At 65.8% G+C, this 12,669-nt stretch carries 10 protein-coding genes; 2 read left to right on the forward strand and 8 right to left on the reverse strand.

Features of this window, described 5'->3' with window-relative positions:
* Positions 1–30: 30 nt before the first annotated feature.
* Entirely contained in the window at positions 31–1,014 is a 984-nt protein-coding gene (locus tag ABIC94_RS17640; protein WP_354374464.1) for an RluA family pseudouridine synthase, read from the reverse strand.
* Between the two features lie 56 nt (positions 1,015–1,070).
* Between ABIC94_RS17640 and ABIC94_RS17645 the strand changes: the two genes are divergently transcribed.
* Positions 1,071–1,880, forward strand: coding sequence for an outer membrane protein assembly factor BamD (locus ABIC94_RS17645; protein ID WP_354374294.1), 810 nt, complete (start codon positions 1,071–1,073; stop codon positions 1,878–1,880).
* Positions 1,881–1,960: 80 nt separating this feature from the next.
* On the opposite strand, the gene ABIC94_RS17650 is transcribed toward ABIC94_RS17645, so the two are convergent.
* Both ABIC94_RS17650 and ABIC94_RS17655 read right to left on the reverse strand, forming a co-directional pair.
* Positions 1,961–4,027, reverse strand: a complete 2,067-nt coding sequence (locus ABIC94_RS17650; protein ID WP_354374295.1) for an ATP-dependent DNA helicase — start codon at positions 4,025–4,027, stop codon at positions 1,961–1,963.
* Positions 4,024–4,227 (reverse strand): YdcH family protein, encoded by a 204-nt coding sequence (locus tag ABIC94_RS17655; RefSeq protein WP_354374296.1) that lies wholly within the window; start codon positions 4,225–4,227, stop codon positions 4,024–4,026. Before ABIC94_RS17655 ends, ABIC94_RS17650 begins: the two co-directional genes overlap by 4 nt.
* 107 nt (positions 4,228–4,334) lie before the next feature.
* Here ABIC94_RS17655 and ABIC94_RS17660 point away from each other — a divergent pair, with 107 nt between their 5' ends.
* Positions 4,335–5,105, forward strand: a complete 771-nt coding sequence (locus tag ABIC94_RS17660) for a PP2C family protein-serine/threonine phosphatase (protein WP_354374297.1) — start codon at positions 4,335–4,337, stop codon at positions 5,103–5,105.
* A 34-nt stretch (positions 5,106–5,139) separates the two neighbouring features.
* Here the strand turns inward: ABIC94_RS17660 and ABIC94_RS17665 are convergent, their stop codons facing one another.
* Genes ABIC94_RS17665 through ABIC94_RS17685 form a run of 5 tightly spaced genes read right to left on the reverse strand, consistent with a single transcriptional unit; the run spans position 5,140 to position 12,554 of the window.
* Positions 5,140–5,814: a hypothetical protein gene (locus ABIC94_RS17665; protein WP_354374298.1), complete on the reverse strand. Its 675-nt coding sequence runs from the start codon at positions 5,812–5,814 to the stop codon at positions 5,140–5,142.
* Positions 5,811–6,911 carry a cell division protein ZapE gene (gene zapE / locus ABIC94_RS17670; RefSeq protein WP_354374299.1) on the reverse strand — a complete coding sequence of 367 codons (1,101 nt, stop codon included), beginning with the start codon at positions 6,909–6,911 and terminating at the stop codon, positions 5,811–5,813. The genes ABIC94_RS17665 and zapE overlap by 4 nt, the downstream gene beginning before the upstream one ends.
* A 4-nt stretch (positions 6,912–6,915) precedes the next feature.
* The gene (gene lpdA / locus ABIC94_RS17675) at positions 6,916–8,346 is read right to left on the reverse strand and encodes a dihydrolipoyl dehydrogenase (protein WP_354374300.1); all 1,431 of its coding nucleotides are present in this window, start codon (positions 8,344–8,346) and stop codon (positions 6,916–6,918) included.
* 13 nt (positions 8,347–8,359) lie between these two features.
* Positions 8,360–9,622, reverse strand: coding sequence for a 2-oxoglutarate dehydrogenase complex dihydrolipoyllysine-residue succinyltransferase (gene odhB / locus ABIC94_RS17680; protein ID WP_126747269.1), 1,263 nt, complete (start codon positions 9,620–9,622; stop codon positions 8,360–8,362).
* Between the two features lie 55 nt (positions 9,623–9,677).
* Complete coding sequence (locus ABIC94_RS17685) at positions 9,678–12,554, reverse strand: 2-oxoglutarate dehydrogenase E1 component (protein WP_354374301.1); 2,877 nt, start codon at positions 12,552–12,554, stop codon at positions 9,678–9,680.
* Positions 12,555–12,669 lie beyond the last annotated feature (115 nt).

The raw sequence follows: 12,669 nt of genomic DNA on the forward strand, positions 1-12,669 counted from the left end.
CATCGGAGGGCCGGCGCGGCCCTCGGGCCGTCAGGCGCGATTGTAATCCAGCCCCCAGGTCTGCAACGCATGAACGAGATCGGCCGGCGGAAGCGAGCGGAACTCCAGCGGCGTCTTTGTGACGGGGTGCACGAACGCCAGCCTGAAGGCATGCAGCGCCTGCCGCCCCAGCCCCGCGGCGGGAGCGCCGCCGTAGAGCGCGTCGCCGACCAGCGGATGCCCGATGGACGCCATGTGCACCCGGATCTGGTGGGTACGGCCGGTTTCGAGCGTGCACCGCACGGCGCAGCCCTGCGCATTGCTGTCGAGGCGCTCGATGAGCGTGCGCGCCGTCTTTCCCGCGTGGCGCTCCAGATCGACCACGGCCATGCGCAAACGGTTGCGCGGATCGCGGCCGATGGGCGCGTCGACCTGCCGGGCCGCCGCGCCGACCCAGGGCTTGTGCCCGACGGCAAGGTACTGCCGCTTGACCTCGCGCGCCGCAATCAGCGCCACCATGGCATCCATGGCGGCCCGGGTCCGTGCCACGACCATCAGCCCGCTGGTGTCGCGGTCGAGCCGGTGCACGATGCCCGCGCGCGGCAGCAGCGAAGCCTTGGGGTCGAGCGCCAGCAGCCCGTTCAGGAGCGTGCCGCTCCAATGGCCGGGGGCCGGGTGCACCACCAGGCCGGCCGGCTTGTCGATGATGCGCAGGTGCTCGTCTTCGTGCACCGTGACGATGTCCATGGCCTCGGGCCGGAAGGCCTGGCTCTGGGGCGTCGGCCGCAGTTCGATGTGGCCGGCCTGCCCGGCGCGCACCGTGGCGGAAGCCTTCAGGACCGTGCGGCCCTGCAGCTCCACGGCGCCGGCTTCGATCAGCTGTTGCAGATAGTTGCGAGAAAATTCGGGCACCAGGGCGGCCAGCGCGCGGTCCAGCCGCTGGCCGTGCTCGGCCGGCCCCATGGCAAAGGGCCGCAGCTCGCTGGGCTCGACCGGGTCCGCGCCCTCGTCGGCCTCGGCTGTGTCGGGAACCAGGTCCGAAGGGTCGGTCGATATAATTGAAGGCAACTGTTTCACGAAAGCCGTATGTGATGTTTCGCGCCAAATTATCGGTCCCCTCCTGGATCGCGCTCAGCGCAGCAGCGCTGCTTGCAGCCGGCTGCTCCTCCACCCCCACCGCCGACAAGACGGCGAGCTGGAGTCCCAACCGCATTTATGCGGAAGCCAAGGACGAAGCCGGCTCCGGCGCCTACGACAAGGCCGTGCCGCTGTACGAGAAGCTCGAAGGCCGCGCCGCCGGCACGCCGCTCGCGCAGCAGGCCCAGCTCGAAAAGGCGTACGCACAGTACAAGGCAGGTGAAAAGGCCGCCGCTGTTTCCACGCTCGACCGCTTCATGAAGCTGCACCCGGCGAGTCCGGCGCTCGATTACGCGCTGTACCTCAAGGGCGTGATCAACTTCAACGACGACCTCGGCATGTTCTCGTTCCTGACGCGGCAGGACCTGTCCGAGCGCGACCAGAAGGCCGCCAAGGAATCGTTCGAATCGTTCAAGGACCTCGTGACGCGCTTCCCCGCGTCGCGCTACGCGCCCGACGCGCGCCAGCGCATGAACTACATCGTGAACTCGCTCGCGCAGTACGAAGTGCACGTGGCGCGTTATTACTACTCGCGCGGCGCCTACCTGGCAGCCATCAACCGGGCGCAGCTTGCGCTGGCCGACTACCGCGAAGTGCCCGCACTCGAAGAAGCGCTGTACATCATCGTTCGCTCGTACGACGCGCTCGGCATGAAGGACCTGCGCGACGACGCCCAGCGCGTGCTGACCACCAACTACCCGCAAAGCGAGTACCTGGCCCGCGGCTTCAAGGGCAAGGACGATCCGTGGTGGAAGGTCTGGTAATCCAGTAAAAGAACAAAGCCCTTCGGGGCTTTTTCTTCGTCTGCCCAAGATGGGCGCTGCCGGCCCGCCCTCGCGGTCCTTCAGGCCGAGAGCGAGTTCTTCAGATCGCCGATGGCGGCCTCGAAATCCGCCTCGCTCTCCAGCCGCCGCATAGGCGGCAGTGCGGCCAGCAGCCGCCGGCCATAGCCCATGGCAACCAGGCGGGTGTCGCAGATCGCAAGCACCCCGCAATCCGTTTCGCGGCGAATCAGCCGCCCTGCCCCCTGCTTCAACGCCACGGCCGCCTCGGGCAGCGAATAGTCGCTGAACGAACTGCGCCCTTGTGCCTCGAGCCGCTGCGAGCGCGCTTCGACCAGCGGATCGTTGGGCGGCGGGAACGGCAGCTTGTCGATCACCACCAGCTGCAATGCGTCGCCCGGCGCGTCGAAGCCCTCCCAGAACGATGCGGATGCAACCAGCACGCAACCGGCGCGCCCGGCGTCCGCGCCTTCGCGGAAGCGGTCCATGAGCACGCGCTTGGGCAATTCGCCCTGAACAAGCACCTCGGGCCGCACGTCGGCTTCGAGCCGTTCGAACTGCTGCTTCATCTCGTCGCCGATGGCGCGCAATGCACGCAGCGTGGTCGTCAGCACCAGCGTGCGCCCGCCGAGTTCACTGGCGCCCCGCGCAGCCAGTTGCGCAACACGCGCGCTGTGAGAAACATCGTTGGGCTTTGGAAAGGCCCTCGGTACATAGAGCCCCGCTTGGGCGGCGTAGTCGAAAGGGCTCTGCACCCGCAGCACTTCGGCGTTGCCCAGACCGCACGGCTCGGTGAACCAGCGCAGCGTGGGTTCGTCGCCCAGCGTTGCGGAAGTAAAGATCCAGGCGCGCCCGCTGTCTTCGGGCGCCGGTCGGCTGTCTTCCTGTTCTTCGCCATAGGCATCGAGTTCACGCTCGCCATGGCTGATCTTGAGCACGCGCGTGCGCATCGCCTCGGCAATGTCGAGTGGCGACTCGACCAGGCGCAGTTGTGTGCCCACGTCGACCCAGCGCACGGATTCGACCTCGCAAGGCAGCGCGAAACGCGCCGCGCGCTTGGCGAGCTGCTGCGCGCGCTCGTACAGGCGTACGAAATCGGGCGATATCTCGCTGACGGTATCGAGCCCTTCGGCGGCCATTTCGAATGCATGCTGCAAAGCATCGAGTGCGCCCTGCCAGATGCCGGGGTCGATTCCCTCCGGCGAAGGCCCCACCCAGCGCAGCTTGGTTCCGGGCCATTGCTTGCCGACCGCCAGGCGCAACTCGCGCGCCGCGCGCTCGACGGCCGCCACCAGTTGCTGCCAATCGACCAGTCCGCGCGCATGCTGCAGGCCCGCGCCGAGCAGATCGCGCGCGAAATCGAGCGCCTGGCCGCTGCCCAGTTGCGCCCCCAGAAACTGCACACCGGTTTCGTTGAGCTGATGGGCCTCGTCGAACACCACCACGCTCACGGTCGGCAACAGCTCGGCCATGCCGGTCTCGCGCACCGCGAGATCCGCGAAGAACAGATGGTGGTTGATGACCACGACGTCGGCCGCCAATGCCTCGCGCCGCGCCAGGTTGACGTGGCAGGGCTTGAACTGCGGGCATTGCGCGCCCAGGCAGTTCTCGCGCGTGGAAGTAATCAGGGGAATGAGCGGCGAGCGCTCGTCCAGCCCGGGCAGCTCGGCCAGGTCGCCGGTTCGCGTGGCCTTGGACCATTGCTCGATCTTGGCGAGCGTTCGCAGGCTGCCCCGCTCGGGCAGCGATGCATCGTGGCGCGCCAGGTCGAGCCGGTGCAGGCACAGATAGCTCGCACGTCCCTTGAGCAGCGCCGTTCGAACCGGCAGTTCGAGCGCCTCGACCAGACGCGGCAAGTCGCGGCCGAACAGCTGGTCTTGCAGGGTCTTGGTGGCGGTCGACAGCAGCACGCGTTCGCCGCTGAGCAACGCCGGCACGAGGTACGAGAAGGTCTTGCCCACGCCCGTACCGGCCTCGACCACCAGCACCCCGCCGTCTTCGATGGTTCGCGCAACGGCCAGCGCCATTTCGGTCTGTCCCGAGCGTTCACGGAACTGCTCTGCGGCGCGGGAAAGGACGCCTCCGTGCGCGAAGGCGTCGCGCACCTTGTCCTCGAGTGTGTCGGTCACGCGGGTTCTCTCGGGTCGAGCATGTTCTCGAGCCGCACGATCTGATCGCGCAACCCGAGGCGGCGCTTCTTCAGCCGCCGCAGCAGGAGTTCGTCTTGCGGCGAAGCCTCGGCCAGGCGGTCGATGGTGGCGTCAAGGTCGGCATGTTCGATGCGCAACTCGATCAATTGGCGGGAAAGGGAGTGGAGATTGGAGTCCAACGTTGGCGATGCGCGCGTATTCCGCGCGCAGCTCGTGTTCACTCGATAATACGTCCTGACACGAATCTACGAGAAGACAGAAAGCGCGCCATTGGCGCATTGCGTTCATGACCCTAGGCTTTCGACTTGCCGCCGCCACCGGCCTCCACAAGGGAGACCGCCCCTACCAGCAGGACCAGGTGCTGATGATGAGCCATCCGCGCGCGCCAGGCTGCATGCTGGGCGTCATTGCCGACGGCATGGGCGGGCGCAGCGGCGGGCGCAAGGCCTCCGACCAGGTGCTGATGACGGCGCGCCAGCTTTTCACCCGCTACCACCCCGATCGCGACAGCTCCACGGCGGTGCTGCGGCAGCTGTTGGAAGACGCGCACACGGTCATCAAGCTCACGGCCCTGTCGAGCGAGCAGGAACCGCACAGCACGCTGGCGGCCTTTCTCATGAACCCCAAGGGCGATTGCGCGTGGATTCATGCCGGCGACTCCCGCATCTACCACTTTCAGGATGGGCAGCTCGTCACGCGCACGCGCGACCATTCCTATGTGCAAGTGCTCATCGACCGCGGCGAGATCAGCGAGGCCGAGGCCAATGTCCATCCCAAGGGCAACATCCTCCTCGGCTGCCTCGGCATGACGACGACGCCGCCGCCGATCGAGCCCCACTACATTCCGGCGATGCAGCCCGGCGACCTGCTGATGGCATGCAGCGACGGGCTCTGGCACTACTTCAGCCCTGAGGAACTGGCCAGCGTGTTGTATGCCGAGCCGCCGCGCGACGCGGTTGAAATCCTGGTGGGCGAGGCGCGTCGCCGTGCCCGCGGCACGGGCGACAACATCTCTATTGCAGTGCTGAAGCTCGAGGCGCTTCCAGCGGAAGTCTGAGCGCCGACGCTGAGCAGACGCTCAGCCCCCGCGCTCAACGAGCCGGTGACGATGCCGGGGATGCCGGCGGCGGCGGGGGCAAAGGCGCCCCGCGCGGCTTGGTGCGGTCGGCGTTCTGCCGTTCACGGCTGGCCCTGTGCTCCGCTGCCTTCTGCTGCTTGCTCTCGAAGCGCTGGGCCTCCGCCGGCGCTTCGGCACGGCGCTGGGCAGCCTTGGCCTGGTCTTCGGCGTTTGCTCTTTGCTTGGCCTCGAGCTGGCGCCGGCGCTCGTCCGCCTCGGCCGCGGTGGCGGCGCGGCTCGCTGCGTGATCGGCAGCACGCTGCTCGCGGTCTTTTTGCGCTTGACGGGACTCGTCCTGCTTCTCGGGCGTGTCTTGCGGGCGCCGCGTGGCGGCCTTCTGGTCGAGCTTCTCGAGCTCGGCCGCGCCGCGCCGCTGGCGCTCGATGTCGTTGATGGCCGTTTCCTGGCGCTTGATGTGATCGGTTTCGGTGCGGCGGCGCCTGCGGCTGTCGAGCAGGCAATCTTCGACTGCGAACTTCTGGTAGCAGGCGGCGCGCTCCTTCTCGTAGCGAGCCTCGATGGCCGCGCGCTCGGCGGTCAGCCTGCTGCGCTCGGCTTCGAAGTCGGACTTGCCCGCGGCCGCATTGGACTGCGCCCAAAGCGGCAGGCTGCCCAATGTCATCAGCACGGCGAAAACAATATTTTTCATGTCAGTCGAGTGTCGACGATCCGGCGCTCCAGGGAGAGGAATTCGCTCGATTGCATTTCGGTCAGCCTGGAAACCGTTCGCGGAAATTCATGCGCAAGCGGGCCCTCGGTATACAACGCCTCCGGCGGTACCTCGGCCGACATGATGAGCTTGACACGGCGGTCGTACAAGACGTCGACCAGCCAAGTGAAACGGCGTGCTTCAGAGGCCATGCGAACCGGCATGTGCGGCACGTCGGAGAGCAGCACCGTGTGGAACTGGCTGGCAATTTCGAGATAGTCGTTCTGCGAACGCGGTCCGCCGCACAGCGTCTTGAAGTCGAACCAGACCACGCCGCCCGCCTTGCGCCTTGCGCGGATCTCGCGCTGCTCGATGTGCAGGATCGGGTTTTCGTCGGCCGTTTCGGCCAGCTTGTCGAAAGCCTTGCGCAACTCCTTCTCGGCTGCCGCATCGTTCGGCGTCAGGTACATGCGCAATTGTTCAAGCGTGCGGCGCCGGTAGTCGGTGCCGTTGTCCACGCTCAATACTTCGAGCTTCTCGTTCAGCAATGCGATCGCAGGCAGGATGCGGTCGCGGTGCAGCCCGCCGGGATACAGATCGTCGGGCCTGAAATTGGAGGTAGTGACAAAGCCCACGCCGTTCTCGAACAGCGACACCAGCAAGCGATGAAGAATCATCGCGTCGGTGATGTCCGCGACGTGGAACTCGTCGAAGCAGATCAGCTTGTAGCGCTTCGAAATCCGCAGCCCCAGCTCGTCGAGCGGGTTGACCGTGCCCTGCAGCTCGCGCAGCTCGCGGTGCACCTCGCGCATGAACTCGTGAAAGTGCAGGCGGGTCTTGCGCCGCAGCGGCACGGCGTTGAAGAACAAGTCCATCAGGAAGCTCTTGCCCCGCCCGACGCCACCGTGCATGTAGACGCCGCGCGGCAGCTCGGGCCGGTTGATGAACTTCTTCAGCGCGTTGGAGCGCTGGGCCTTGTAGTCGGCCCATTCCCGCGCGCAGCGATCCAGCGCCTCGACGGCACGCAGCTGCGCGGGGTCGCTCTGGAACCCGCGCACCGCGAGTTCCGCCTCATAGGCCTCTTTAACGCTGGTCAATGGATCAGAAGTTCAGCGTGCGCTTGTCCACGGCAAGTGCCGCTTCCTTCGTGGCTTCCGACAGCGACGGGTGCGCGTGGCAAATGCGCGCGATGTCTTCCGCGCTCGCCTTGAACTCCATGGCCACGACGGCCTCGGAGATCAGCTCGCTGGCCTGCGGGCCCACGATGTGCACGCCGAGGATTTCGTCCGTCGTTGCATCGGCCAGGAACTTGACCATGCCGGTCGTGTCGCCCAGCGCACGTGCGCGGCCGTTCGCAAGGAACGGGAAGGTACCGGCCTTGTAGGCGCGGCCCGCGGCCTTGAGTTGCTGCTCGGTCTGGCCGACCCACGCGATCTCGGGGTTGGTGTAGATCACCCACGGCACGGTGTTGAAGTTGACGTGACCATGCTGGCCCGCAATGCGCTCCGCCACGGCAACGCCCTCTTCCTCGGCCTTGTGCGCGAGCATCGGGCCGCGCACCACGTCGCCGATGGCCCACACGTTCGGCAGGCTGGTCTTGCAATCGTCGTCCACGGCAATGGCGCCGCGCTCGTCGAGCTTCAGGCCCACGGCTTCGGCGTTCAGGCCGATGGTGTTGGGCACGCGGCCGATCGAGACGATCAGCTTGTCGACTTCCAGCGTCTGGGCTTCGCCCTTGGCGTTGGTCCAGGCCACGCTCACGCCCTTCTTGGACGACTTGATCTCGCCGACCTTGACGCCGAGTTCGATCTTGAGCTTCTGCTTGTCGAAAGCCTTCTTGGCTTCCTTGGCGATCTGCTCGTCCACCGCGCCGAGGAAGGTCGGCAGCGCTTCGAGCACCGTGACTTCGGCACCGAGGCGACGCCACACCGAGCCCATTTCGAGGCCGATGACGCCCGAGCCGATCAGGCCCAGCTTCTTGGGCACCGCGCCGATGCGCAGCGCGCCGTCGTTCGAGAGAATGTTCTCTTCGTCGAACGGCGTGCCGGGCAGTGCGCGGGCATTGGAGCCCGTGGCCACGATGATGTGCTTGCCGCTGATCGACTCTTCGGCGGCACCGGCCACCTTGATCTCGTAGCCGGTTGCATCGGTCTTCACGAACGAGCCGCGACCATGGAAGAACGTGATCTTGTTCTTCTTGAACAGGTACAGGATGCCGTCGTTGTTCTGCTTCACGACCTGGTCCTTGCGGGCCAGCATCTTGTCGAGGTCGAGGCCCAGGCCTTCGACCTTGATGCCGTGGTCGGCAAAGTGATGGCCGGCCTGGTCGAAGTGCTCCGACGATTGCAGCAGCGCCTTCGACGGAATGCAGCCGACGTTGGTGCAGGTACCGCCCGGTGCCGGACCGCCCTTGCCGTTCTTCCACTCGTCGATACAGGCGACGTTGAAGCCGAGTTGCGCGGCGCGAATGGCGGCGATGTAGCCGCCGGGGCCGCCGCCGATGACGATGACGTCGAATTGTTTGTTTGCCATCTGATCAGTCTCCTCAGATGTCGAACAGCAGACGCGACGGATCTTCCAGCGCTTCCTTCATGGCGACCAGGCCCAGCACGGCTTCGCGGCCGTCGATGATGCGGTGGTCGTAGCTCATGGCGAGGTAGTTCATCGGGCGGATGACGATCTGGCCGTTCTCGACCACGGCGCGGTCCTTGGTGGCGTGCACGCCGAGGATGGCCGACTGGGGCGGGTTGATGATCGGGGTCGAGAGCATCGAGCCGAAGGTGCCGCCGTTCGAGATGGAGAACGTGCCGCCGGTCATTTCTTCGATGCCGAGCTTGCCGTCTTGCGCCTTCTTGCCGTATTCGGCGATCTTCTTCTCGATGTCGGCAAAGCTCATCTGGTCGGCGTTGCGCAGGATGGGCACCACCAGGCCGCGCGGCGAACCGACGGCAATACCGATGTCGAAGTAGCCGTGGTACAGGATGTCGTTGCCGTCGACCGAGGCGTTGATCACCGGGTACTTCTTGAGCGCATGCACCGCGGCCTTCACGAAGAAGCTCATGAAGCCGAGCTTCACGCCGTGTTCCTTGGTGAAGCTGTCCTGGAAGCGCTTGCGCAGTTCCATCACCGGTGCCATGTTGACCTCGTTGAAGGTCGTCAGGATGGCGTTGGTCGATTGCGATTGCAGCAGGCGCTCGGCAATGCGGGCGCGCAGGCGGCTCATCGGCACGCGCTGCTCGGGGCGCTCGCCCAGGTCGGCTGCGCTGCCGGGCGCGGAGACTTGCGGCAGAGCGGGCTTGGCGGCCGGTGCGGCCACGGTGGCGGCGGGCTTGGCGCCCGAAGCCACGGCGCCGAGCACGTCGCCCTTGGTGACACGGCCGTCCTTGCCGGTGCCGGCCACGTCGCCGGTCTTCAGGTTGTTGTCGGCCAGCAGCTTGGCGGCGGCGGGCATGGCAACGTCGGACTTCGAACCGCCGGTGGCTGCAGCAGCGGCTGCCGGGGCAGGTGCCGCGGCCGGAGCCGGGGCGGCAGCGGGTGCTGCGGCAGGCGCGGCGGCCGCGCCCTTGCCTTCGGTGTCGATCTTGGCGATCAGCTGATCGGCCACCACGGTGGCGCCATCGGGCTGCACGATTTCGGCCAGCACGCCAGCCGAAGGCGCGGGCACTTCCAGCACGACCTTGTCGGTCTCGATCTCGATCAGGATTTCATCGACGGCGACGGCTTCGCCGGCCTTCTTCTTCCAGGTGAGCATGGTGGCTTCGGCCACGGATTCGGAAAGCTGGGGGACTTTGACTTCTACGATAGACATTTGGAGTGAGCTCCGTTTTGTTCTTGAGGGTGTTCGTGTGAAAAGAGGCTTTTGATTACTTGGTCAGCACGAAGCCCTTGAGCTTGCCAAACGCGCCATCGACGAGCGCCTTCTGCTGTTCCTGGTGCAGGTGCGAGTAGCCCACCGCGGGCGATGCCGAGGCGGCACGGCCGGAGTAGCCCAGCTTCTGGCCGTCCTGCATGTTTTCGTGGATGTAGTGCTGCACGAAGAACCAGGCGCCCTGGTTCTGCGGCTCGTCCTGGCACCAGACCACGTCGACGAGATTCGGGTACTTCTTGATCTCGGCGGCAAAGGCCTTGTGCGGGAACGGATAGAGCTGCTCGACGCGGATGATTGCCACGTCTTCGTCGCCGCGCTCCTCGCGCTTCTTGGACAGGTCATAGTAGACCTTGCCCGAGCAGGCGATCAGGCGCTTGACCTTCTCGGCCTTCAGGCCCTTGTTGTCCGGAATGACCGTCTGGAAGCTGCCCTTGGTGAACTCGGACAGCGGCGAGGTCGCATCCTTGTTGCGCAGCAGCGACTTGGGCGTGAGGATGATCAGCGGCTTGCGCAGGTTGCGCACCATCTGGCGGCGCAGCACGTGGAAGATCTGGCTGGCCGTGGTCGGCTGCACCACTTGCATGTTGGCGTCGGCGCTCAGCTGCATGAAGCGCTCCAGGCGTGCCGAGCTGTGCTCGGGGCCCTGGCCTTCGTAGCCGTGCGGCAGCATCATGGTCAGGCCGTTGACGCGGCCCCACTTCACTTCGCCCGAGGCGATGAACTGGTCGATCACCACTTGCGCGCCGTTCACGAAGTCGCCGAACTGGGCTTCCCAGATGACGAGCGTGTTCGGGTCGTTGGAGGCGTAGCCGTATTCGAACGCGAGCACGGCTTCTTCCGACAGGATGGAGTCGATGACGACGAACGGTGCCTGGTTTTCAGCCACGTTCTGCAGCGGCGTGTAGGTGCCTTCGTCGAACTTCTCGCGGTTCTGGTCGTGCAGCACGGCGTGGCGGTGCGTGAACGTGCCACGGCCGCAGTCTTCGCCTGAGAGGCGAACCGGATAGCCGCTGGCCACCAGCGAGGCAAAAGCCATGTGCTCGCCCATGCCCCAGTCGACATTCACGTCGCCGCGGCCCATGGCGGCGCGGTCGTCCAGCACCTTCTTCACGAGCGGGTGCACCGTGAAGCCGGCCGGCGCCGTGGTGATCTTCTCGGCCAGGCGCTTCCACTCGCTGGAGGGAATGGCCGTGTCGCCGGCATCGGTCCACTTCTTGTTGAGGTAGGGACTCCAGTCGACGGCGTACTTGCTCTTGAAGTTGGTGAGCACCGGGTCGACCGTGTTGCGGCCTTCGTCGAAGGCGGCGCGCTGGGCCTTGACCATGTCGTCGCCGAGCGTATCGCCCAGGCCCTGCGTCGCCAGCTTGTCGGCGTACAGCTTGCGCGTGCCGGGGTGCTGGGCGATCTTCTTGTACATCAGCGGCTGGGTGAGCGAGGGGGTGTCCTGCTCGTTGTGGCCCAGCTTGCGGAAGCAGATGATGTCGACCACCACGTCCTTCTGGAACTCCATGCGGAATTCGAGGGCGAGCTGGGTGGCGAGCACCACGGCTTCGGGGTCGTCGCCGTTCACGTGCAGCACCGGCGCTTCGATCATCTTGACGATGTCCGAGCAGTACAGCGTCGAGCGGCTGTCGCGCGGGTCGCTGGTGGTGAAGCCGATCTGGTTGTTGATGACGATGTGCACCGTGCCGCCGGTGAAGTAGCCGCGCGTTTCGGCCAGCGCCAGCGTTTCCATCACGACGCCCTGGCCCGCGAAGGCGGCGTCGCCGTGCACGAGCACGGGCAGAACCTGCTTGCCTTGCGGGTCGGCGCGGCGGTCCATGCGGGCGCGCACCGAGCCTTCGACCACCGGGTTCACGATTTCGAGGTGCGAGGGGTTGAACGCCAGGCTCAGGTGCACCGGGCCGCCGGGGGTGGTCACGTCCGAGCTGAAGCCCTGGTGGTACTTGACGTCGCCGCTCGGCAAATCTTCGGGGGCGGTGTGGTCGAACTCGGCGAACAGGTCGGCCGGCATCTTGCCGAGCGAGTTGACCAGCACGTTGAGGCGGCCGCGGTGGGCCATGCCGATCACGATTTCCTGCACGCCCTTGATGCCGGCCTGGTTGATCAGCTCGTCCATCGAGACGATGAAGCTTTCGCCGCCTTCGAGCGAGAAGCGCTTCTGGCCCACGTACTTGGTGTGCAGGAAGCGTTCGAGGCCTTCGGCCGCCGTGAGGCGGTTCAGCACGTGCTTCTTCTGCTCGGCCGTCAGCTGCGGGTTGGTACGCGCGCTTTCGATCTTCTGCTGCCACCAGCGCTTGTGGTTCTGGTCGGTGGTGTACATGTACTCGACGCCGATGGTGCCGCAGTACGTTTCACGCAAGGCATTGAGCAGGTCGCGCAGCGACATGGTCTCTTTGCCGAAAAAGGTGTTGCTGGTGTTGAACACCGTCTCGAGGTCGGCATCGGTGAAGCCGTAGAACGAGGGCTCGAGCTCCGGAATGGCCGGACGCTCGGCGCGCTTGAGGGGGTCGAGGTCAGCCCAGCGGGCGCCGACGTTGCGGTAGGCGGCAATCAGCTGCTGGACGGCGGTGCGCTTGCGGCCGAGCTCGGAGTCGGCGCCGCTGGCCTGAACGACCTTGGTCGTGCCCTGCTTGGCACGTTCCGCAAAGGCGTTGATGACCGGCTGGTGCGGCACGTCGCGGGTATTGGAGCCGTCGACCGCAGGCACGTTCTGCAGCGCATCGAAATACGAGCGCCAGTTGTCGGGTACGCTGCCGGGATTGGCAAGGTAGTTTTCGTACATCTCCTCGACATAGGGCGCATTGCCGCCGAAGAGGTAGGTGTTGCCTTGATAGGCGGTGTACGCCGATGGCGTAGATGAATCGCTCATATTCCGCTGACCTTCGCTTCCCTGAAGGAAGCACTAGCTGGTTAAGAAACCTTCCGCGACACGGCTGAACCGGTTGGCGGATGCGACTGTGGCTGGGGAAGGGCCTGAGTACCTT

Origin of the sequence: Variovorax paradoxus (genome assembly GCF_040544635.1) — a bacterium.
Classification (GTDB): domain Bacteria; phylum Pseudomonadota; class Gammaproteobacteria; order Burkholderiales; family Burkholderiaceae_C; genus Variovorax; species Variovorax paradoxus_R.